The organism is Bacillota bacterium (genome assembly GCA_013178125.1).
Lineage (GTDB): Bacteria > Bacillota > SHA-98 > Ch115 > JABLXJ01 > JABLXL01.
Window position 1 is genome coordinate 21,151 of sequence record JABLXJ010000018.1, and the last position, 21,569, is coordinate 42,719.

The 21,569-nt window shown below is 54.3% G+C and carries 21 protein-coding genes; 15 read left to right on the forward strand and 6 right to left on the reverse strand.

Annotated elements, in window-relative coordinates:
* The first annotated feature begins 29 nt into the window (after positions 1-29).
* From HPY71_12790 to trxA, 6 genes are all read left to right on the forward strand, one after another.
* Positions 30-806, forward strand: a complete 777-nt coding sequence (locus HPY71_12790) for a glucose 1-dehydrogenase (GenBank protein NPV54372.1) — start codon at positions 30-32, stop codon at positions 804-806.
* Between the two features lie 684 nt (positions 807-1,490).
* Positions 1,491-2,453, forward strand: a complete 963-nt coding sequence (locus tag HPY71_12795) for a substrate-binding domain-containing protein (GenBank protein NPV54373.1) — start codon at positions 1,491-1,493, stop codon at positions 2,451-2,453.
* 149 nt (positions 2,454-2,602) lie between these two features.
* Positions 2,603-3,613 carry an ABC transporter permease gene (locus tag HPY71_12800; GenBank protein ID NPV54374.1) on the forward strand — a complete coding sequence of 337 codons (1,011 nt, stop codon included), beginning with the start codon at positions 2,603-2,605 and terminating at the stop codon, positions 3,611-3,613.
* A gap of 126 nt (positions 3,614-3,739) precedes the next feature.
* Entirely contained in the window at positions 3,740-4,477 is a 738-nt protein-coding gene (locus tag HPY71_12805; GenBank protein NPV54375.1) for a sugar ABC transporter ATP-binding protein, read from the forward strand.
* A 490-nt stretch (positions 4,478-4,967) separates the two neighbouring features.
* Positions 4,968-5,375: a metal-sensitive transcriptional regulator gene (locus HPY71_12810; protein NPV54376.1), complete on the forward strand. Its 408-nt coding sequence runs from the start codon at positions 4,968-4,970 to the stop codon at positions 5,373-5,375.
* A 298-nt stretch (positions 5,376-5,673) separates the two neighbouring features.
* A complete protein-coding gene (trxA, locus tag HPY71_12815) occupies positions 5,674-6,000 on the forward strand; it encodes a thioredoxin (GenBank protein NPV54377.1) in 327 nt (108 codons plus the stop codon).
* 279 nt (positions 6,001-6,279) lie between these two features.
* On the opposite strand, the gene HPY71_12820 is transcribed toward trxA, so the two are convergent.
* Positions 6,280-6,546 carry a zinc ribbon domain-containing protein gene (locus tag HPY71_12820; protein NPV54378.1) on the reverse strand — a complete coding sequence of 89 codons (267 nt, stop codon included), beginning with the start codon at positions 6,544-6,546 and terminating at the stop codon, positions 6,280-6,282.
* Between the two features lie 181 nt (positions 6,547-6,727).
* Here HPY71_12820 and HPY71_12825 point away from each other — a divergent pair, with 181 nt between their 5' ends.
* Complete coding sequence (locus HPY71_12825; protein ID NPV54379.1) at positions 6,728-7,333, forward strand: DedA family protein; 606 nt, start codon at positions 6,728-6,730, stop codon at positions 7,331-7,333.
* Positions 7,334-7,413: 80 nt separating this feature from the next.
* Here the strand turns inward: HPY71_12825 and HPY71_12830 are convergent, their stop codons facing one another.
* The 5 genes from HPY71_12830 to HPY71_12850 form a co-directional block, all read right to left on the reverse strand.
* A complete protein-coding gene (locus tag HPY71_12830) occupies positions 7,414-8,118 on the reverse strand; it encodes an ABC transporter ATP-binding protein (protein ID NPV54380.1) in 705 nt (234 codons plus the stop codon).
* Positions 8,105-8,905, reverse strand: a complete 801-nt coding sequence (locus tag HPY71_12835) for an ABC transporter ATP-binding protein (protein NPV54381.1) — start codon at positions 8,903-8,905, stop codon at positions 8,105-8,107. Before HPY71_12835 ends, HPY71_12830 begins: the two co-directional genes overlap by 14 nt.
* Positions 8,875-9,963: a branched-chain amino acid ABC transporter permease gene (locus tag HPY71_12840; protein ID NPV54382.1), complete on the reverse strand. Its 1,089-nt coding sequence runs from the start codon at positions 9,961-9,963 to the stop codon at positions 8,875-8,877. The genes HPY71_12835 and HPY71_12840 overlap by 31 nt, the downstream gene beginning before the upstream one ends.
* An 8-nt stretch (positions 9,964-9,971) precedes the next feature.
* Positions 9,972-10,865, reverse strand: coding sequence for a branched-chain amino acid ABC transporter permease (locus HPY71_12845; GenBank protein ID NPV54383.1), 894 nt, complete (start codon positions 10,863-10,865; stop codon positions 9,972-9,974).
* Positions 10,866-11,182: 317 nt separating this feature from the next.
* Positions 11,183-12,307, reverse strand: a complete 1,125-nt coding sequence (locus HPY71_12850; GenBank protein NPV54384.1) for an ABC transporter substrate-binding protein — start codon at positions 12,305-12,307, stop codon at positions 11,183-11,185.
* A 600-nt stretch (positions 12,308-12,907) separates the two neighbouring features.
* Between HPY71_12850 and HPY71_12855 the strand changes: the two genes are divergently transcribed.
* The 8 genes from HPY71_12855 (at position 12,908) to HPY71_12890 (ending at position 21,542) form a co-directional block, all read left to right on the forward strand.
* A complete protein-coding gene (locus tag HPY71_12855) occupies positions 12,908-14,251 on the forward strand; it encodes an NADP-dependent malic enzyme (GenBank protein ID NPV54385.1) in 1,344 nt (447 codons plus the stop codon).
* A gap of 155 nt (positions 14,252-14,406) precedes the next feature.
* Positions 14,407-15,249 carry a fumarate hydratase gene (locus HPY71_12860; protein NPV54386.1) on the forward strand — a complete coding sequence of 281 codons (843 nt, stop codon included), beginning with the start codon at positions 14,407-14,409 and terminating at the stop codon, positions 15,247-15,249.
* A 199-nt stretch (positions 15,250-15,448) separates the two neighbouring features.
* Complete coding sequence (locus HPY71_12865; GenBank protein NPV54387.1) at positions 15,449-16,033, forward strand: Fe-S-containing hydro-lyase; 585 nt, start codon at positions 15,449-15,451, stop codon at positions 16,031-16,033.
* A 300-nt stretch (positions 16,034-16,333) separates the two neighbouring features.
* Positions 16,334-16,918, forward strand: coding sequence for a glycerol-3-phosphate acyltransferase (locus HPY71_12870; protein NPV54388.1), 585 nt, complete (start codon positions 16,334-16,336; stop codon positions 16,916-16,918).
* Between the two features lie 34 nt (positions 16,919-16,952).
* The gene (locus HPY71_12875) at positions 16,953-18,713 is read left to right on the forward strand and encodes a phosphotransferase (protein ID NPV54389.1); all 1,761 of its coding nucleotides are present in this window, start codon (positions 16,953-16,955) and stop codon (positions 18,711-18,713) included.
* 270 nt (positions 18,714-18,983) lie between these two features.
* Positions 18,984-20,222, forward strand: coding sequence for a glycogen synthase (gene glgA / locus HPY71_12880; GenBank protein ID NPV54390.1), 1,239 nt, complete (start codon positions 18,984-18,986; stop codon positions 20,220-20,222).
* A 313-nt stretch (positions 20,223-20,535) separates the two neighbouring features.
* The gene (locus HPY71_12885; protein ID NPV54391.1) at positions 20,536-21,051 is read left to right on the forward strand and encodes a MerR family transcriptional regulator; all 516 of its coding nucleotides are present in this window, start codon (positions 20,536-20,538) and stop codon (positions 21,049-21,051) included.
* An 83-nt stretch (positions 21,052-21,134) separates the two neighbouring features.
* On the forward strand, positions 21,135-21,542 hold the full coding sequence (locus HPY71_12890; GenBank protein NPV54392.1) for a hypothetical protein: 408 nt from the start codon (positions 21,135-21,137) through the stop codon (positions 21,540-21,542).
* The last annotated feature ends 27 nt before the right edge of the window (positions 21,543-21,569 follow it).

The window sequence follows — 21,569 nt, forward strand, 5'->3', positions numbered from 1 at the left end:
TCATTGAAATATAAGGAGTGATCTCCGACATGTCAGTGATGGATTCATTTAAACTTACCGGTAAAGTCGCTATCGTCACAGGGGCCGCCCAGGGGCTCGGTGAGGCTATGGCACAGGCACTGGCGGAGGCCGGCGCCGATATCGTTATAGCCGATATAAATGAGGACCTGGCTCGCTCTACGGCCCGGAGGCTCTCTGACGCGACCGGCAGGCAGTGCATTGCAATCAGGGCCGATGTTACAAACGAATCAGACGTGGACGCCATGGTCAAGGCCACCCTGGACAGGTTTGGCAAGATAGATATCCTGATCAACAACGCAGGCATAGTCAAGCACATCCCCGCCGAGGATATGAGCATGAAGGACTGGAATGATGTAATCAACCTCAATCTATCTGCTGTCTTCCTCTGCTCGCAGCGCGTTGGACGCCATATGATCGAACGGAAGCGAGGGTGCATAATCAATATTGCTTCCATGTCAGGGCTCATCGTCAATACCCCGCAGCCCCAGGTATCATACAACGCATCGAAGGCGGGAGTCATCATGATCACGCGGTCCCTGGCCTCTGAATGGGTAAAGCACGGCATCCGCGTGAATGCCATCGCCCCCGGTTACATGGAAACGGCGATGACCAGGGAGATCCTCAAGACGGAAATGGCCACCAGGTACTGGATCGGCATGACGCCAATGAACAGGCCGGGCCAGCCGTCGGAGCTCGGAGGGGCCGTCGTCTACCTCGCCTCGGATGCTTCATCCTTTACGACGGGGCACGTTCTGGTGGTTGACGGCGGATATACTATATGGTAGAGAGTGGTAGGGGATAGGATAGATCCTTCGCTAGGCTGATCGGTATATTCGATATAGGCTCTCTGCCTCTGATAGTCTCTGCTCCCCCAGCATGCGCATGATAACTTCCTTGGCAAGTTGCCCGTAGAGATGCCAAGATTCTAGGCAGTTAGGCATTCATCCTGCCAACTTTGCTGCCATCTTGCCTCCGCCTACGGGTAAGCTTGCCTACTTTCTTGGCAGACCCCCATGCCGCTACGCAGCACCATCAGGTAGAGGAAAATCCTCTGATGCGGGTGGAGCTATTTTCAGGGCAGACGCCCATGCCGCCTTCAGCGGCACCACCAGGGAATGAAAATGGTCTTAGCTGGGGTAATGTCTATTTTCTAGGTAGGCTGCGCGCAGAGATGCCAAGATCCTTAGCAGTTTCGCCTCACCCACGGGTTAGCCTGCTAAATTTCTTTGCAGGGTGGGAGGCAGCCTGCCAAGTTTCTTTGCAGGTCCGACGCAGCGGGTGTGGCGCAGAGCTGCCTAGTATTCAGAGTCATAGGATGTAGTTAGGCAACGTTTCAACGTTTTTCCATAATTGACATTACTGCGAATAAGATATATATTATGAATATAGGCTTGCCCTATTAAAACCCCAAACTATATCAATTTCAATTTAAGGGAGGTTTCGAGATGAAGAGGTCAAGAGCATTGGTAATGTGGGTTGTGATCGCATCACTGGCTCTCCTGGTAGTTGCCGGGACATCTGTTCTGGCGAAGACCCCTCCCAAGTACAATTTTGTGTTCCTCTGTCACGGTGGAGAGGAGAATATCTTCTGGGCCACGGTTTACAAAGGCTTCAAAGATGCGCTGGAGAAGTACGGGTGCACCGGGGTCATGTATCGCCCCCCGAAGGAAGGAGACTTGGAATTTCAGCTATCCACCTTTAAAGCTGTGCTCGCCCAGGAGCCTGATGGCATAATAACCACTATTCCCCACCCGACAATGTTTGACGATGTTGTCAAACAGGCCATCAGCAAGGGCATACCCGTAATCGTATCCAATACTGACGACCCTGAAGGGGCCAAGGGTAACGCGCGGCTCTCATATATCGGCCAGAGGCTGGAGGATGCAGGCTATAATCTTGCCAGGTCCGCAGTCAGATATTTCCCATCCGGCCCGCCGAAGCCATTGAACGTGTTAATAGGCATCGAGGGCCCCGGCCTCGTCTGGGCTGAGTTGCGATCCAAGGGTATAACGAAGTTCTTTGATGAATACGGAGCCAAGTATGAGAGGCTCGACATTTCCATGGACAGGTCCACGCAACACTCCAGGTTCATGGGCTACCTCAAGAAGCACCCGGAGGTCAACATGATCCTCACGGTTGGCACTGGGTCTGCCGGAGCCCGCCTCGCAGTCGAGAGCCTGGGATACAAGCCCGGACGTATCGTGATCGGCGGCTTTGACCTGATACCCGAGATACTGGATGGGATTGAGGCTGGGTACATACATTTGACTGTCGACCAGCAACCCTACCTCCAGGGCTATCTGCCCGTAGTGCAGCTTTATCTCATGAAGACCTACGGGTTGAGCGCCTGGGATGTCGATACCGGCCTTGCTATCGTCGACAAAGACGATGTCAAGACGGTGCGGGAGCTTTCAGAGAAGAGGATCAGGTAAAGGATAAGGATCAGGTAAGATTCTAAGATCAGGACAAGGATCCAATCAATGGAATCCCCCTGTGGTCCGCCGCTGATTCGCCGGTTCGTCATTCCCGCCTACCTGCCTATATGGGCCACAGGGGGCCCTGCTTGCGAGGAGAAGATGACATGAATGGAACACCGCTTGCTGGAAGAGCCCCTGTGGCGCCCGTGTTGGTCAGGAAGCTCAGAGGGATCCTTCATATAAAGGAGACGAGCAGCTTCATAATGCTGCTGGCAGCCATTCTCTTATTCTTCTTGCTTTCGCCCAGGTTTTTGAGCCTCAACAATATCGCCGTCATCCTGGAGGCGCTCCCCGAGGTTGGAATTCTGGCCGCCGGTGTAACCGTCCTCATGATCTCGGGCGAATTCGACCTATCTGTGGGATCGGTCTTTGCTTTCTGCCCGGTCGCGATGGTGAGCCTGGCGGATGGCGGCCTGAATGTGTGGCTGGCCATGCTCGTCTCGCTGGCGCTCTGTTGTTGCATAGGCGCATTCAACGGGCTCGTAACCTTGAAGATCAAGATCCCCTCCTTCATAACCACCCTGGGTGGCATGATGTTGTGGCGTGGAATAGTCCTCCTGATAACTGAGGGTTTTCCCCCGGAGTTCCCGTCTGAGGCCCTTACCCTCAGGGCTGTGCTGGTTGGCCAGTTGGGCTTCATACGACTTTCGCTTCTTTATTTCATAGCCTTGGTATTCATCTTATGGGTGATGCTCGAGCGGACCAGGTTTGGGAACTGGGCGTTTGCTACGGGTGGAAACCCTGCAACTGCGAGAGTCCTGGGTATAGACCCCAGGGCGATCAAGCTCCGCACCTTCATCCTGACATCGTTCCTGGCGGGCCTCAGCGGGCTCATTCAAGCCTCGAGGCTCCGGGCTGTCCTGCCCTCAGCGGGGCAGAACTACGAGCTTGACGCGATCGCTGCCGCAGTCATCGGGGGAACCCAGTTGACCGGCGGCGTCGGGAGCGTTATAGGTGGGGCGGTCGGGGCCTTACTCATCAGGATTATCGATAACGGCCTGGTCATGGCGGGGGCACCGGGTTACTGGTTTCGTGTATTTATTGCAATTGTTCTCATACTGGCGGTGATTCTAAATACCGCCATCAGGGAGAAAGCGCAGAAGATGAGGTGTTAATTAAATTGTGAGGCTTCCTGTGTGAGGGTGAGGCCTCCTGCGTCGGGTTTCTGTGTCACAGCCCTGAATCTGAGGATGATGCGGGGGTCGGATGATATGTCGGATGATGCGCAGGATAGGATAATGATGCGGGATAGAATAATGATAGAGATGCGGAACATTCACAAGTGGTTCGGCAGGGTCTGCGCGCTGAGGGGCGTGGACTTTCGCGTAGGGTATAGCGAAGTCGTCGGCCTCGTGGGGGATAACGGGGCGGGTAAGTCCACCCTGATAAAGGTGTTGTCCGGTGTCTACCCTCCCGATGAGGGCGAGATAATTTTCGAGGGACGCGTGGTGCGTTTTTCATCCCCGAGGGACGCCATGGAGGCGGGCATAGAAACAATCCACCAGGAGACAGCGCTCGTGGACACGATGGACGTCAGGAGAAACATATTCTTGGGGAGGGAGTTGACGCGCCGTATTGGTCCCATAGAATTGCTGGATCTCAAGCAGATGGCAGAGGAATCAGCCCGTGCCCTCCGGGAAGTCGGCCTCGAGCTGAGGTCTGCGGCGGCAAGCGTAAGGGAGCTGTCGGGGGGCCAGAGACAGGGCGTAGCCATCGCCAGGGCTATGTATTTCAAGACCAGGCTCTTGATCCTGGATGAGCCCACGAATAACCTCTCTGTGAAGGAGTCTAACAAGGTCCTGCAATACATACAGGATCTCAAGCGGCAGGGAATATCAAGCATCTTTATAACTCACAACCTCCATCATGTTTATCCCGCCGCTGACAGGCTCGTAGTGCTGAAACACGGTGAAAAGATAGCCGATGTGAATAGGGAGGATACTTCAATAGAAGGGCTTACTCGCCTCATGATCGCCTGATGCTGATGCCTATGCTGATGCTAAGTGCAGGTCCCTAAATCTGTGCCAGTTTACCAGCACGTCCCAGGACTTACGGTGTTGCGCTCCGGGGACGGCGCGCTTGCGGCGCGCCTCCGTTGAAATTTGGCGCGAGGGCCTTGCCAAATTTCAAAGGCCCCGTCGCGCAAGCACCGTAAGTCCTGGAAAAGTGGCGACAATCTTTGAACATTCACATAGTGCTAATGGAAAGTGGTCGTCTGCGGAAATTCGTCGGCAGGCAGGATGTATGTAAATGTAAGAGAAGAAGTAAGGTAAGAAGGGTATGGGTGCGGTCCTCCAGGGTTCCCGCACCCATATTTTTTGCCTGCTGGTTTGAGGTTTGATTTTGCGCACAAAATAGGCGGGGAATAAAAAATATGAGGGAACAAACGGGAGCCTATTGACTTATGTTAGGGGACCACATATAATGAATTTAGAAGCCAGACCCCACCCCTGGGGGAGGGGCCCAAAATTGGCAGGGAATCTATCGCGTCATCCCGACCCCAACGCTGATGGTGAGAAAGGAGGCGGGCCGGTGAAGGAATTTGAGGAAGGCGAGAACCCGGCGGGATCCCATGGCATGGAGGGAATCGCTGATGCTTCCGATGCTGCATATGCGGCGGCGCGCGACGAGTTGCTTCGCAGGCTCAAGACGATAAAGGGACACATAGCGGGGATCGAGAAGATGGTTGAGCATGGGCAGGATTGCACGGATGTGCTGGCCCAGCTTGCGGCCATAAAGTCTGCGATCAACAAGGTCCAGCTAAGCGTCCTCGAAAGCTATGCCCGGCAGTGCGTGCTCAACTCCATGGCAAGCGGTCGGGACGTGCAGGCCGAGATGCAGAGGATGATCGATACCATTTTCAAGACCCTGAGGTAGCTGCGGCAGGTTTCGGCTTTGTTATGGTTTGGGTTATGGTTCAGCCTTATTATGGGAGGGAGAAGGGGCTGTGGGACGATCAGCGAAACATGGGACGGAGGCGCGTAGAGTAAGTGCGGGATCCGGTCATCACCGGAGGAGGCTCATGCTCGTTGGGGCCCTTCTCGCAATCATTTGTGTTACCGGCATCTTGGGAGCGGCATACTATTTATCGAATGCTAAGATGAACGGCTCGGGGGCGTCCTCGGGCGCCACCCGTTCAGATAAGCCAGGTTCAAATGTGGAAGGAGGAAAAAACATGTCTCACCCCATCGAAGTGACAGATGCAACCTTTCAGTCGGAAATAAGGGCGTACAAAGGCGTGGCCCTCGTAGACTTCTGGGCTGCATGGTGCGGCCCGTGCAGGATGATGGCTCCAATTGTCTCGGAGCTAGCTGAGGATTACCAGGGAAAGGCCAAGATCGCAAAGCTGGACGTGGACGAAAATCCGGAGACGGCTTCGCGTTTCGGCATAATGAGCATACCAACCCTGCTCATCTTCAAGGATGGTCAGGTCGTGGACCAGGTCATCGGGGTTCAGCCCAAGGAAGCCCTGAAGCAGAGGCTCAACCGGTGGATTCAATGAACGAGTGACTTCCAAATGGAGGACATAGCGACGATAGAGGAGTCCTGAAGCAGGCCTGGAGTCCTGGAGCCTGGAATTCCAGCAGGCCATCAGGTGGGTAATGATGGTGCTCCCGGCAAGCTCGCCGGGGGCACCATGTCGTTGGGTCGCGTGTGCGATCCGGCGTGGCATCCGATAGCGATGTCGGCCTGGTAATGGTGCCAGCCTGGCGGTCTGGCGCCAGCGGCACCAGCCAGGGGCGTTAGCTGGAGCTCAGGATTCAGGGTCAAGAATTCAACTTCAAGAGCTATGGGAGGATGCCGCCGTCTCCTTGAGAGATGAAGAGCTCCCTCCCCCATCATCTGCTTTCATGCTCTCTTTATACTCTTTACTGCGGTGGTCTGTGGTGTAAAAGCCGGACCCTTTGAAGATGATATTTACGTTGGAGCTTATGAGCCTCTTAACGGGTCCGCCGCAGGTGGGGCAGGTTTTTAATGGTTCCTCGCTCATGCTCTGTAATTCTTCGAAACGCCCGCACTTCTTGCATAGGTATTCATAGGTAGGCATTTTGAAAGGATCCCTCCCGGACTATTCATGTCTTATTGATTGTTTGCTAATTGATTATAGCGGTGCGCTCACAAAATAATATAGTTAAAGAAACACTGGATGTCAAGAGAAGGGATATATGTCACTTGGTGTGAGATAGGTTAGGTCGGCAGGAGAAGGGTGAAAGGGCAGGGGGTCTGAGTTGGAGAGTCTCGGGGATGGCATTTACAGGCTGGTCGCAAATTACGGCTATATCGCGATCTTTATATGCCTTGCGATTGAAGGAACAGGCATGCCGGGCCCGGTCCAGCTGGTTTTCATGGCGGCGGGGTATCTCATAAGCAAAGGCCAGCTCGATTTCGCCCTGGTGGCTGTTATCGCAACCCTTGGCAATGTCACGGGCAACGCGGTTGGATACATGATAGGAGCAAAGGGTGGCAGGACTGTCCTCCGGAGGTATGGCCGCTATTTCAGACTTAGGGAGGAGCACCTCGATGCCGTTGAGGCGTGGTTTCAAAGCTACGGTCCCCCGGCGGCATTCTTCGCTCGCCTCTTCGGGATTCCAAGAACTCCCACAATCCTTGGTGCTGGAGTGGCCCGTATGAACCCGGGCCTCTTCCTGATCTTCTCGGGGCTGGGCGATTTTGTATGGAGCGTCTTCTGGACCTACGTGGGCGTCTTCTCGGGAACCTATGTGGCGCAGATTTTCGAGATCATGAGGCCATTTGAGGTTCTTATTATAGCGGCCCTGATCGTAGCTGTGGTGGCCATGCTTATTATAAGGTCCTTGAAATATACCCATCGCTAGCAGCCGGCAGCTAGGCTGGTAGCTGCGGCCAGGCTCCGACGGCCGGGGGCTCCAGAGGTTTATCCCCTCTTCTCCCGAAGCTATTCCCCGAGGTATGCCTTCTTCACCTGCTCGTTTTCTAGAAGCTCGCGGCCGGAGCCGGACATCGTAATTTTCCCCGTTTCGAGGACGTATCCGTAGTCAGCAAGCTTAAGCGCAGCCTTGGCGTTCTGCTCGATCAGAAGTATGGTGCGGCCCTGCTCGTGGATCTGCCTCAGGACATCAAAGACCTCGTTTACCAGCACAGGGGCGAGGCCGAGAGAAGGCTCGTCGAGCGCCAGGAGCCTTGGCCTCGACATCAACGCGCGACCTACGGCGAGCATCTGCTGTTCTCCTCCGGAAAGCGTGCCGCCCTTCTGGCGTTGGCGCTCCTTCAGGCGGGGGAAGAGGGAGAATACCCAGTCCAGGTCGCTGTAGACCTCATCCTTATCCGTCCGCGGATAGGCGCCCATCAGGAGGTTTTCCAGGACGGTGAGGTTGGGGAAGATCCGGCGTCCCTCGGGAGCCATGGCAACCCCTTTTTGGATCACGACGTGGGCTGGCTTACCCGTTATATCTTCATTCATAAGCCTAATGGAACCCTTTTGGGCCCTGATCAGTCCAGCTACGGCCCGGAGGGTGGTGCTCTTGCCGGCTCCGTTGGCTCCGATCAGCGTCACGATCTTGCCCTCGGGAACATTCATGGTGATCCCCTTCAGAGCATGAATACCGCCATAATAAACGTGTAGATTCTCAAGCCTCAGCATTATCGCGTTCCTCCTCGCCCAGGTAGGCTTCGATCACTCTCGGATTTGACTGGATCTCTATGGGCGTTCCCTCGGCGATCGATATCCCGTAGTCAAGGACCCTGATCCTCTCACAGATCCCCATCACTACTTTCATATCATGCTCTATGAGGAGAATGGTGAGCCCAAACTCATCGTGGATCTTTTGTATGAAGTCCATGAGCTGGCGCGTCTCCTCGGGATTCATCCCCGCCGCCGGCTCATCGAGCAGCAGGAGACGAGGCCTGGTGGCGAGGGCGCGGGCGATCTCCAGCCGTCTCTGCTGACCATATGGCAGCGCCCCCGCAATCTCGCTGGCCATATCGGAGAGCCCAACCCGTTCGAGCAATTCCATCCCGCCCTCATAAAACGTCCTTTCCTCGCGCAGATATCGCGGGCTGTGAAAAATGGCCTCCCAGAAAGAGGATTTAATGCGAGCATGATATGAGACGAGGACGTTATCGAGGACGGATAGCTCCGAGAAGAGCCGCACATTTTGAAAGGTCCGCGCTATGCCATATTTTGTTACCATGTCGGGCCTGGGGCCGGTGATATTCCTGCCCTCGAAGAATATCTCACCCCTGGTCGGTGTATATTGACCTGTGATTACATTGAATACCGTGGTCTTACCTGCGCCGTTCGGGCCGATCAAGCCCACCAGCTCCCCTGGCCGGATATCGATGCAGAAATCATTGACGGCTGTAAGGCCGCCGAATGCCACGGTAACGTGATTCATTGTCAGGATAGCTTCATTTTTTCGCTTTTCCATGTCGTCCCCACTCTCTTTCCTGTGCGTCCCAATAGCGAGAAGATCGTGTCCCATGTGAGCTCCTTCTTACCAAACAGGCCACGCCGGTAGAAAAGCATGGCTAATATAAGGAGCAGGGAGAACACCACCATACGCATACCAGCTACACCCGGCAGGTGTATGGGGCCGAGCTGTATGGGTGCCTCAACCGCCCGCAGCAGCTCCTGCAGGAAGGCAAACAGCACAGCGGTTATCGCTGAGCCGGTGATGCTTCCGAGCCCGCCCAGGACTATGATGATCAGGAGGTTGAACGTCATCGTAAACATGAAGAGGCTTGGGGATACGGTGGTTATGAGGGTGGCCAGCAGGCCACCAGCAACCCCGGCGAAGAATGCACTCACAGTGAATGCCAGCATCTTATGGAAGAAGACATTTATGCCCATCGCCTCAGCCGCTATCTCGTCCTCCCTGATTGCCTTCATGGCCCGGCCGTAGCTCGACTTGGCCAGGTTGCTCACCATTATGATGGAAAAGATGGCCCAGCCCCATGTCCACATGAGCGTCGAATACTCAGGGATCCCTTTGATCCCGAGTGCGCCGTTCGTGAGGGGGATAAGGTTGTTTGCGAGCACAAATATTATCTCCCCAAAGCCGAAAGTTGCTATGGCGAGGTAATCCCCCCTGAGTCGCAAGGTCGGAAAACCTATCAGAAGGCCTCCCAAGGCAGCTATCACGCCGCCGAGCAGGACAGCGATTACAAAAAGGCCTTGAGGCAGTGAAAATGAATTAAAAGGCCATATCAGGGGTTGGAGGAAATAGACCATCTGTTTCTGGGGGACCGGGAGGACGAGCAGGGCTACCGTGAACCCCCCGAGAGCCATGAAACCATTCGGTCCGAGTGAAAACTGGCCCGTTACGCCGTTTATAAGGTTATATGCAACGGCGGCCACTATATAGATGGCAGCCGTATTAAGGACCCGGATGTAATAGGCATTGAGGTGATTCTGCCCCCACCAGATGAAGAGGGCAAAAACCGCTATGCTCAGAACCGTGAGGGGCATCTGCCATTCCCTTTTCATCTTTGACATCACACCTTCTCCTTCAGGGTCTCACCGAGTATGCCTGTAGGCTTGACGAGCAGGAATACGATCAGGACTATAAAGACGAATGCATCCTTGTACCCTGAGAGGGCGGGGAAGAATGCAACAATCATGATCTCGATTATGCCTATTACCAGCCCTCCGATAGTCGCACCCAGGATGTTGCCTATGCCGCCGACCACAGCGGCGGTAAACGCCTTCCAGCCGGGGAAGATTCCCATGAGCGGGTTGATCTGCGGATATTTACATGCCCACATTATCCCGCCGGCTGCGGCGAGCGCGGACCCGATGGCGAAGGTGTACGAGATTACACGGTCGAGGTCGACGCCCATAAGGCGCGTGGTCTCCATGTCGGTCGAGACGGCCCGCATTGCCATTCCTATTTTTGTCCTGTAGATTACGTAAAAGAGAACGAGGAGCAGGATGATGCTTATTACCGGCACCCATATGCTGACGCCGGTTATGTAGGCGCCGCCCAGGTTGTAAGCGTGGCTCATGAAGTCCGGTCGCGGGAAGCCCTTGGGCCGGGCTCCCAGGACCACTATGCCCGTGTTTTCCATGAAAAATGAAACGCCCACTGCGGTGATGAGCGCGGATATTCGCGGTGCATTGCGCAGGGGGCGGTACGCCACACGGTCGATGAACATTCCGACGAGGGCGCTCAGGGCTATGGCCAGGATGGCCGAAAGCCACCAGGGCAGCATGAAGATCATCACAAGGTAGAAAGCGAAATACGTGCCAAGCATGAAGACGTCACCGTGCGCGAAATTTATGAGCCGGAGTATACCATATACCATCGTATAGCCGATGGCGATGAGGGCGTAAAGGCTACCGAGGGAAATGCCATTTAAGAGTTGCTGGATAAAAGATTGTATATCCATAATACTACCACCGGAGGGTGGCTACCCTTCTTTCCTCCCCAGTTATTCCGTATATATATTCAGCATTTGTGATTGACATTCAATTGCTGCAGTCTCAATTCTTATTGATTCTGTTCTTAGTAGCCGCGATCCTAATTGACCCCAATTTATGGATAAACATGGATTGCCGGTTTTGTTGGTCCCGGGGAGAACCGGCAAACTCCCCCTGAGTCCTGTAATCCTATTTCCTAATTATTCTATGTAACCTAATAACCTACAACATTATAACCTACAACATTAACTTACAATCAATAACATACAACAGCAACCTACACAGCCTACTGCGGGTTCACGACCGTTAAGAATTCAAACTGGCCGTTCTTGACGCGCCGCAGCACGATAGATTTTATGGCGTCGCCGTTCTTTATCGTAACCGGGCCTGTGACCACCTGCAGGTTCTTTGTGGCCTCGATAGCGTCCCTTATCTTCTTGGGGTCCGTCGAGCCCGCCCGCTTGATGGCATCCAGGAGGATCAAATAGGAGTCAGCCGCGAGCGCGCCGAACGCATTGGGGGCCTTGCCATATTTCTCTTTATATGCCTTGAGATACTTTTTGCCGATTTCGGTTACGGCCGTTTTCTCGTGCCAAAACGCCGTGTGCATGAGGCCTTCAACAGCCTTGCCGCCGATGGAGATGAGTTCGGGGGCGTCAGCGCCATCCCCCGAGAGGATTGGCTGGGTGAGGCCAAGGTCTCTAGCTTGTCTTGCCGCGATTGCGATCTCAGTGTAGTAGTTGGGGAAGTAAATAACATCGGGCTTGGCTCTCTTAATGGCCGTGAGCTGGGCCGTCATGTCCTGGTCGCCCGTCTTGAGGTAGGTTTCAGAGACAACCTTGCCGCCGAGGCGCTCGAACTCCTGTTTAAAGAACTTACCAAGCGCCACGCAGTAGTCCTGGTTTATATCTGAAAGTATTGCAGCTTTCTTGGCGCGGAGAGTTTCGTAGGCGAACTTTGCAGCTATCGTTCCCTGGAAGGGGTCTATAAAGCAGGCACGGAAAACGAATTGCTTTCCCTGGGTGGTAAGAGGGTTGGTGGTTGACGGGCCTATAATCGGAATCTGGTATTTCTCTGCTATGGGGCCGGCTGCCAACATATTCCCGCTGATCATAGGGCCTATTATCGCAACAACGTGCTCCTTTTCGATCAGGCGGCTTGTGGCGTTGGCTGCCTCCACCCTGTCGGTCTTGTTATCTACCAGGACAAACTGGACAGGCCTTCCGAGAACCTCAGGCTTCACAAGCTCCTGGATGAGCTGGAGACCTTCATAGCCCATCTGGCCGTAAGCGGCTGTCCCTCCTGTCATCTCCAGGTTGAGCCCGATCTTAATTGGTTCCGCAGCTGATGCCGCCATCCCCAGCGACAGGAACAAAATTAGAGCAATGGAGCAGATTAGAAGCCTTTTCATTATACTTCTACCCCCTCAACATTCAGTATCCTGATTCTGACCACGGTATTTTGATCTTAGATTTTGATCTTAGCCTCGCGCTACCACCTCCCCGGTGATAGTTTCAACGTTATTTAGTGTTGATGCAGTGCGCGCATTTCATCTTCTATCGGCGCCGCTGGAGTCGACGTGAGGGCCCCCCTGGATCAAATAGGATGATCTGGATGGGCCTGTTTGTCCAGCCTGGCAAGAGAATAGAATATTCGTGACAAGTGAATAAAACATTCACGAAATGATAGGGGCTAGGGGTATACGACGATGAGCCACAGCGTTGCAATTAGCAACTTATCCTGATGCTGGCCCAAATAGTTGTCGAAATTGTATACTGGGTTAATTATACTATGCGGTCTTTAACCAGGTCAAGGTAAAAGTAAGCCTGTTGTAAGGATGTTTTGGTTTGGGTGCGAGAGGAGTTTTTTTGTCGCTTGTCGAAGTTTAGAAAATGTCGAAGCCTGCGGAAAAAGGCTTCCAGATATGATAATATGATATTGCCATATATGCATATATGCTGCCAGTATGTGCTATATGCGCTATCTATTATTTTCGATAGGAGATTGAGAGATGACGACGCGCGACGAACTACTTGCGAAGGCTAGAAAACCGGCTGAGGTTGCGATGAAGCTTCACCCATTCTACAGGGGGAAGATAGAGGTAACCCCCAAGTGTGCTATCAGGAGCCTGGATGATTTTGCCGTCTGGTATACACCTGGCGTGGCCGAACCGTGCAAGGCCATCAAGGCCGACAAGGAGCTTGTCTACGAATATACGAACAAGTGGAACACGGTGGCAGTCGTCTCAGATGGGAGCAGGGTGCTTGGCCTGGGCGACATCGGGCCCGAGGCGGGACTTCCGGTGATGGAGGGGAAGTCCTTGATATTCAAGTACCTGGGTGGTGTTGACGCCTTCCCTATCTGCCTTGGAACGAAGGACCCTGATGAGATAATATCCGCGGTTAAATGGCTTGAGCCTTCCTTCGGTGGTGTGAATCTGGAGGACTTCGAGCAGCCCAAGTGCTTTTACCTCCTTGAGAGGCTGAGAAATGAGCTTGAAATCCCCGTATGGCATGATGACCAGCAGGGCACAGCAGCTGTCACGGTCGCGGGCCTCATAAACGCCCTGAAGCTTGTCGGTAAGAGGATAGATGAGGTCAAGATAGCCATGGTCGGAGCGGGGGCGGCCAACATCTGCACAGCCAGGATGATAATTGCCGCGGGAGCCACCCCTGGTAATATAGTCATGTGCGATAGTAAAGGGACGCTCCACGCCGGCAGGGATGATCTCAAGAGGGCGACAAAATACAGGGAGAAATGGGACATATGCCTCAAGACTAACAGTCGAGGCGTTGTGGGCGGGATACCGGATGCCATGAAGGGAGCGGATGCCCTGATAGCCCTGTCAAAGCCCGGGCCGGATGTAATCAGGAGGGAATGGGTGGCAGATATGGCACGGGGTGCGATCGTGTTTGCGTGCGCAAACCCTGTCCCCGAGATATGGCCCTGGGATGCAAAGGATGCAGGGGCGAGGATAGTGGCCACGGGCAGGTCGGATTTCCCAAACCAGATCAATAACTCCCTCGGCTTTCCCGGCATATTCAGGGGTGCCCTTGATGTGAGGGCCAGAACCATCACGGATGAGATGTGCATAGCAGCCGCGGTTGAGCTGGCGAAGTGCGCGGAAGACAAGGGTATAAGCGAGGACTACCTGATTCCGACGATGGATGACTGGGAGGTCTACCCGCGGGAGGCGGTGGCCGTGGGCCTCAAAGCCATAGAGCTCGGAGTGGCCAGGGTCAAGCCAAGCAGGGAGGAGCTTTATGAGAAGGCCACCTCCATGATCAAGAGATCCAGGCAGATGACCAGCCTGCTCATGGGGGAGGGGATCATCGCGCCCGCGCCGGAGGCGTGAAATAGCAGCGCGAGATGGCGATATGCAGCGATGTCATCTTATGCCATGTCGTGTCATTTCATGCCGTGCTATGCCATGCCATACCATGCCATGAGATGAAGCCATGAAGCCATGGGATGGAAGCTGGGAGGGGCGGGTGTGCCGACATGAGCAGTATGAGGGAGATACACGTTTCGGAAATCATAGAGGCTGTCCGTGCGCTCTGCATTGAGGCTAACTGCAGCATCGGTGACGATGTAATGGGGGCCCTCGATACGGCTCTGGAGATCGAGGAATCTGAGCAGGGCAGGGAGGCGATCCGGCAGGTTATCGAGAATAATAGAATAGCCAGGGATGCCCTTATACCTTCCTGCCAGGACACGGGTCTCGCCGTGGTCTTCGTTGAACTGGGCCAGGAGGTCCATATAGCCGGCGGGCTGCTTTATGATGCAATCAATGAAGGGGTGAGGCGCGGGTATAGCGAGGGCTACCTCAGGAAGTCCGTTGTCCGCGACCCGCTCCGCCGCGAGAATACGGGGGACAACACCCCTGCGTTCATTCACCTCTCGCTGGTGCCTGGGGACCGTCTTACCATTATGGTGGCACCCAAGGGCGCTGGCAGTGAGAACATGAGCAGGGTAGCCATGTTGTCGCCCTCGGCTGGGGAGGATGGGGTGAAGGATTTCGTCGTTGAGACTGTCAGGCTTGCCGGTCCTAATCCGTGCCCGCCGGTTGTTGTGGGCGTGGGGATCGGCGGCGCCTTCGAGGTGGCGGCGTTCCTCGCTAAGAGGGCGCTGCTCCGGCCCCTGGGGGAGAAGAATAGGGAGCCTTTTTACGCCCGCATGGAGGATGAGCTTCTAGGAATGATCAACGATCTCGGCATAGGTCCTCAAGGTTTTGGAGGAAGGGTTACGGCCCTCGGTGTCCATATTGAGGTGATGCCGTGTCACATAGCGAGCCTGCCCGTGGCGGTAAACCTGAATTGTCACGCCTCGCGACATAAAACCATAGTCTTATAGTGTACGGGTAGAAGATTTAGTGTACGGGTAGATTGCTCTACAGGTGGATTGCCTTTGAACCAGGAGTTAGGGGCAGGAATAGTGCTCGAAGTTGGTGTGAAGCTGGGGCTGAAATGTGGCCGGAGCTAGAGCTAGAGCTAGGGCTAGAACTGGAGTCAGTGGATTGGAATCAGGGTTGAGAGTGGGAAAAGGAATGGATATGAGAATAGGAGCCGAAGATCCCATCAAGCTTACAACGCCCCTTGACGACGCTGATGTGGTGAGCCTTAGATCAGGGGATCGGGTCAGAATCCATGGATTCATATATACGGCCAGAGATGCTGCCCATGCAAGGCTTATCGAGCTCATAAGGGAGGGGGGGCCTCTCCCCTTTTCCTTAGAGGGGCAGGTAATTTACTATGCCGGGCCTGCTCCGGCCAGGCCCGGGATGGCCGTGGGTCCATGCGGGCCGACAACAAGCTACAGGATGGATGCCTATGCTCCGGCCCTGATAGAACATGGTTTAAGGGGTATGATAGGCAAGGGCTCGAGGGGTGAGGCGGTAAAGGAGGCGATGCGGCGGCACCGGGCGGTTTATTTTGCCGCCGTGGGTGGGGCTGCAGCATTGCTCTCCAGGAGGGTCCGCGCATGCGAACTCGTAGCCTATGAGGACCTGGGGCCAGAGGCGATTTACAGGCTTCAGGTTGAAGATTTTCCCGTGGTTGTCATTAATGATATTTACGGTGGCGACCTTTATGAGGCGGGGCTGCAGCACTACCGGCGGGATCGGCGGGATAACCGGTAGAATGATATGGGAAGAGGGATGAGCGGGAAGATGGCAACAGCAGTGACCCGGTTGAAAAGGGATTGACCTGGGATTTGAAGGGGAAGGGTCAACCGGAAGAACCGGAAGAATGATAGAAAGAGTAGGTCAGCAGGTAGAGTAGGTAGATCAGTAAGAAGGGTAAATCAGAATTTGAGGGAATTTTACGGGTGTAGAAGAAGGAATCAGAAAGAGCCGGGTTTAAAATAGAATAAAAATATAGAGGTAAGGCTGAATCAGGGGTTGGTCATATATCATGTCATGAGGGGGGATTGCTCAAAGATGAAACTTGCGATGCTCGCCCTGGCTAGCTATCTCCTGGGGTCGATCCCTTTTGCTTATATCTTTGCAAAGTTATTTAAGGGAATGGACATACGCCGGGTCGGCTCAGGGAATGTAGGTACTGTGAATGTTTTTAAGTCGGTTGGTATCATCCCGGGCGCGCTTACTGGAATGGCCGATTTCGGGAAGGGGATGCTGGCGGTGGTGCTTGCCAGGTTTAGCTCATGCGATATGCCATCCGCCGCCCTGCTCGCTATCTTGTGTGCGATGATAGGCCATAACTGGCCTATATGGCTTAGCTTTGAAGGTGGTGGCGGGCTCGCCACCTTCGGTGGAGGGCTCATCATGCTTTCGGCCAGTTCAGCGCTTTTACTCCTGGGACTCTGGGGCGCCTCTTACGCTCTCACCCGCCACAAGTATTTGAGTTCGGTGTTTACCTGCTTCTCCATACCTGTATGTCTCGGCATCTACGAGGGATCGTGGACCTATTTCATCTTCGGTTTCAGCATGGGCCTGACGTTGGCGTTTAAGCAGATCCTCGCGTGGGTTAAATACGGGCGAGCGCGGGTTGGGGAAGCGGGCTAAATATGGGGAATACTATCTCCCGGAGGAGACGTGCATGCCTGATGAATCTGAATCTAGGTGGATGGGGAAATTCCCTGCTGATTTGACCCTCGCCGAGCTGGCTCGGGCCCTCATGGGCATAGTCCCGCATATTGACAACTCCTACTTCAGCCGGGCACGCTGGTTTCAGCACAAGCATGTAATGATATCCGGGAAGCGTCTCAGGGACGTAGGGGAGATAAGATCAGGTGAGAACATAGCCCTGCCCGCCATTATTGACATAGACTTCAAGAAGTGTGATTCAAAAGGCGAAGGCACGAAAGGCGAAGATACGGAGCCGTATTACGTGCCGGTTCTCCTGCAATCCCGGCGGCGATCCTGGCGCTGGGTAGGTGCAGACCAAGATCACCCCGCCGGAACTCCAGGCGCGCTGGGCCCAGGCACCCCGAACATGCAGGGTCCGGGTATGCTTCTCCATGTAAACGAATGGGAGGGCTCCCCGGCCTTTTCTCTTTATGATGGTGTAGCATCCCCTATTTTCATTAGCGCAATCGTTGACAAAATGCGAAACTCAGACGATCTCCCGGCGATGCGTGGAGGGTTCCATTTCCGGAGGGTTGGTAAAGCCCTGGAGCAATGGGGAGAAGTCACAGCTGCGCACGCGCTCCCCGGTGAGCACAGTAACAGCCTGGTCGTGGTTGAGGATGAGTCTGGATATCGCGGCGTCTTGAAGGTTTTCAGGAGGCTTCTACCAGGTATCTCCCCTGAACTCGAGATGCTCCTGAGATTGCAGCTGGAGACGCAGTTCCGGGCTATGCCGCTGGCCCATGGATATATGAGCTACTGCGATGAGTCGCGGCGCGAGTATACAATCTGCCTCCTGCAGGAGTTCCTGGAAAACTCCGGAGATGCCTGGGAGCTTTTCCTTGAATGCCTGGGGCGTGATTCTGGAACAGATGAATACGTCGAGGAGCTTGCCTGCCTGGTTGCCGACTTACACTTTGCCCTTGCCTCGCTCTCGGGCCCGGACTTCGTCCCGGAGCCGGTCACGGAATCTGATATAGATGGTATACGCCATCGGATAAAGCAGAAGCTGGCTGAGCTTATTCCCGTCCTGAAGAGGCTGACGGCGCGCTATCCGGATAATACCGGTAAGATAAGGGCCATGGCGGACGAGGTTGTGGCCGGGAGGCGAGAGCTCGAGAGGACCATAGAGTCTCTGGTGTCGGGCGTGGTCAATAAGGAGGGAATAGGGGGAGCGATTGGAGCCGGGGCGAAGTTTAGAATTCACGGTGATCTGCATCTCGGCCAGTTTCTCTGGATGGGCCAGGGTTCGGGTTTCGCTGTCATAGACTTTGAGGGGGAGCCCTTAAGGGGGATAGGACAGAGGCGACTTAAGGAGAGCCCTTTGAGGGATCTGGCTGGTGTATTGCGGTCCTTTGATTATGCAGCTCATTCAGCCCATTCGCCTTTGATTCGTCCCGGTCATCTGATTGATTCTGACTGCCCGGTTGACTCTGGGGCCAACCCCGGTGATGAAGACTCGCCTCTGGCCGGGTTAGGCCGGGCTCCGGTGGAACGGGCCCTGGCGGAATGGCTTAAGCACACAGAGGAGTTGTTTATAACCTCCTACCTCCGACACACGATGGAGCTGGGGGGGCGATATCTCCCGGAAAGCGAAAGGCTGTTTAAATCATTACTTTCGATATTCAAACTGGAGAAGTCCATGTATGAGGTTCTCTATGAGGTGGGCAACAGGCCGGGATGGGTTGGGATTCCGCTTGCCGGTATGGTGGGTATCCTCCGGGAGCTTTAGTTTTTGTTTAAAACTATCACCATGGTTTGCGGTTTGCGCGCTACCTCGAAAATAAATATTACCTCAGTTAAAGACGTTTCCATTCTCTGATGGTGCCGCTTATGCGGCATGGGTGTCTATCCCGAAAATGACTCAATTACTTTCAGAGAATTTTCACCAGACATTTTCACTCTCCGTGACGTCGCGGCATGAAGGCCTAACCTGACCTGAGTCGGTTGAGGGAGCGGAGGTGCGCGGAGGTACGCAGGAGGTACACAGGACAAAACGAAGATGAAAAAGCACGAGATAGAACGCGGCCAATGTGAGCAAGATGGGGCCGCCAAGCGTAATGGCTATGAAGTCACCATTATGACCAATGAATACCCCCCTAATGTTTACGGAGGGGCCGGCGTTCACGTTGAGTATCTTACAAAATTCCTGTCTGAATTAATCAGGGTGGAGGTCAGGTGCTTCGGAGAACAACGGTTCGAAGGTGGTTCGCTGAGGGTAAGGGGTTACCTGCCGTGGGAGGTGCTTAAAGCAACGGGTGATCCGCGCCTGATGAAGGCAATATCCCCATTTTCGGTCAATCTGGCCATGGTAGCTGACCCACTGGATTCGAAGGTCGTTCACTGCCATACCTGGTATACATTTATGGCGGGGTTTATGGCAAAGATGCTTTACAATGTGCCCCTGGTCACAACCATCCACAGCCTGGAGCCCCTCCGCCCATGGAAGGAGAACCAGTTAGGCAGGGCATATCGTCTGAGTTCATGGATGGAGGAGATGGGGATAAGGGCGTCGGACAGGATAATCGCGGTTTCAAATGGAATGAGGGAGGATATCTTGCGGTGCTACCCTGTGGACGCGGCCAGGGTGGTGGTCATATACAATGGCATAGATACTGTGGAGTATCGCAGGACGCCGGATGATGAGGCCCTCAAGGAATATGGTATCCAGGGTCGTTATATCCTGTTTGTAGGACGGATAACCCAGCAGAAGGGCATTCTTCATCTTGTTGACGCCGCATCTTTCTTCCCGGAGGGGGTTAAACTGGTCCTGTGCGCCAGCGCCCCAGACACTGAGGAGGACTTGAGAAGGCTTAGGGATAGAATCTCCGGAAAGAACAATATAATCTGGATTGACCAGATGGTTGAGAAGAAGAAATTAATTCAACTATATAGCCACGCAGCCGTCTTTGCGTGCCCCTCGGTCTATGAGCCCTTCGGGATTATCAACCTCGAGGCGATGTCATGTGAGACCCCGGTCGTTGCGAGCGCCGTCGGCGGGATTAAGGAAGTGGTGGTTGACGGCGAGACCGGCCTCCTCGTTGAGCCCGGGAACCCGGTTGCGATTGCCGATGCTGTAAAGCGGGTTCTGGGTGATGAAGATCTAAGGGGAAGATTGGGTAGAAATGGGCGTAGGCGAGTTGAGGCTTATTTCGGGTGGGATGTCATTGCAAGGAAGACAAAAGCCCTTTATGATGAGATTCTGGAAACGCCTAATCCTGATCCCCCGTCTCGACCCTAGGGCGCATCTCTTGACGGGAGGGATCCAGCGCTAAAGCTTGGACTCCGGGGGCCTCGCACGGGAGCGCCGAGAGCCCCGGGGTGGGGGGCCCTGAGGTAGGGGATGGGCATGAGTTGAGGGGCATAGGGCGAGTCTAATGTAAAATATTGAACAAAAAAGTATGATATTTCAGCATATGTGTTGACAAGGAGACCTTTGCCTCATATGATGGTATTGAAGGCAAATTCTTGTAGTGCTGAGACTCTATGCGGAGATGCCCAGCTGGTGCTGGCGGCCTGGGCCAGTATACGGCATCACCGGGGGGGATGGCTTAATGCATAAGGAGTTACAGGCTTTACATATGCCAAGGGATATCGCAGATATCCTCGACAACCTCGAACTGACTATAGGGCAGGTTGCTAAGCTGGGAGGTGTTACCTCGAGACAGGTCTCATACTGGACGGAAAAGGGGGTGATAAGCGCAAAAAGGGAGCCCGGCAGGGCCCAGTATTATGATTTAGATGCCGTGCGAAAGGTCCGGCTTGTCAAGGAGTTACTCGATTGCGGGTATACGCTGGCGACTGCTGCTGAAGAGGCTGAGCGGATTATGCTGGCTGAGGGCACCGGTAGAGGCGAGACTATTACTGCCTCTCCTAGAGCGGGAGATGGGTCACCCATTGCGAGGGATGAAGGGAGAACATATATGGCGGGCCTGGCACCTCAGGACCTGCGGGAGAGATTAGAGGGGCTTGAGGCTCGTATACGACATCTCGAAACCCTTTTGAAAGGGGCCGGGATCCCTAGCCCACGCGCGGAAGGAATCAGCCGTGCGAGGCGGAGTGATATATAGAAAAATCAAGTCCGACCTGCTTCAAGGTCCTCCGGACTCCCTGCAGGGACCGGAAGAATGGAGAAGGGGGATGAAACCAGGACATGTGCGAAGCCTGTGAAGCCATAGGCGCTCATATAACTGAGCTCGAACGCAACATTGATAGACTACAGGATGAGATCATCCACGCCCGCAGGGCCTGTCATATCAGCAGGCTTTGTAACGTAGAAGAGGACCTAAAGACTATCGCCGGGTGGGCGGAGGAAGTCAAGGAAATGCGACCCCTCTCATTCGAGAATTTTCGCAGGGCTGAGATGCTTTTGCGCAAGGCGAGGTACCTGTTTCTAAAGTTCCGAGACATGAAGATCGATGCGCAGATCCTGGAGCTCCAGCATCGACTCCAAGCAAGCGCTTCCCAGGAGGCCTGGGACATATATCTTGAGATCGAAGCCCTGGCAAACGAGCGCTTGAGCTACCGGAGCGCTCCATGGGAAAATCGAGATATGCCTTAGAAAATACGAGGAAGTTAGCAGGAAATT

Excerpts from the sequence above, each read along its gene's own strand:
- HPY71_12800 (NPV54374.1), top strand. The coding sequence starts at position 2,603 with ATGAATGGAACACCGCTTGCTGGAAGAGCCCCTGTGGCGCCCGTGTTG.
- HPY71_12885 (NPV54391.1), top strand. The coding sequence starts at position 20,536 with ATGCATAAGGAGTTACAGGCTTTACATATGCCAAGGGATATCGCAGAT.
- HPY71_12865 (NPV54387.1), top strand. The coding sequence starts at position 15,449 with ATGAGAATAGGAGCCGAAGATCCCATCAAGCTTACAACGCCCCTTGAC.
- HPY71_12860 (NPV54386.1), top strand. The coding sequence starts at position 14,407 with ATGAGGGAGATACACGTTTCGGAAATCATAGAGGCTGTCCGTGCGCTC.
- HPY71_12850 (NPV54384.1), bottom strand. The coding sequence starts at position 12,307 with ATGAAAAGGCTTCTAATCTGCTCCATTGCTCTAATTTTGTTCCTGTCG.
- HPY71_12870 (NPV54388.1), top strand. The coding sequence starts at position 16,334 with ATGAAACTTGCGATGCTCGCCCTGGCTAGCTATCTCCTGGGGTCGATC.
- glgA (NPV54390.1), top strand. The coding sequence starts at position 18,984 with ATGAAAAAGCACGAGATAGAACGCGGCCAATGTGAGCAAGATGGGGCC.
- HPY71_12890 (NPV54392.1), top strand. The coding sequence starts at position 21,135 with ATGTGCGAAGCCTGTGAAGCCATAGGCGCTCATATAACTGAGCTCGAA.
- trxA (NPV54377.1), top strand. The coding sequence starts at position 5,674 with ATGTCTCACCCCATCGAAGTGACAGATGCAACCTTTCAGTCGGAAATA.
- HPY71_12795 (NPV54373.1), top strand. The coding sequence starts at position 1,491 with ATGTGGGTTGTGATCGCATCACTGGCTCTCCTGGTAGTTGCCGGGACA.
- HPY71_12840 (NPV54382.1), bottom strand. The coding sequence starts at position 9,963 with ATGAAAAGGGAATGGCAGATGCCCCTCACGGTTCTGAGCATAGCGGTT.
- HPY71_12875 (NPV54389.1), top strand. The coding sequence starts at position 16,953 with ATGCCTGATGAATCTGAATCTAGGTGGATGGGGAAATTCCCTGCTGAT.
- HPY71_12845 (NPV54383.1), bottom strand. The coding sequence starts at position 10,865 with ATGGATATACAATCTTTTATCCAGCAACTCTTAAATGGCATTTCCCTC.
- HPY71_12830 (NPV54380.1), bottom strand. The coding sequence starts at position 8,118 with ATGCTGAGGCTTGAGAATCTACACGTTTATTATGGCGGTATTCATGCT.
- HPY71_12790 (NPV54372.1), top strand. The coding sequence starts at position 30 with ATGTCAGTGATGGATTCATTTAAACTTACCGGTAAAGTCGCTATCGTC.
- HPY71_12835 (NPV54381.1), bottom strand. The coding sequence starts at position 8,905 with ATGGAAAAGCGAAAAAATGAAGCTATCCTGACAATGAATCACGTTACC.
- HPY71_12855 (NPV54385.1), top strand. The coding sequence starts at position 12,908 with ATGACGACGCGCGACGAACTACTTGCGAAGGCTAGAAAACCGGCTGAG.
- HPY71_12820 (NPV54378.1), bottom strand. The coding sequence starts at position 6,546 with ATGCCTACCTATGAATACCTATGCAAGAAGTGCGGGCGTTTCGAAGAA.
- HPY71_12805 (NPV54375.1), top strand. The coding sequence starts at position 3,740 with ATGCGGGATAGAATAATGATAGAGATGCGGAACATTCACAAGTGGTTC.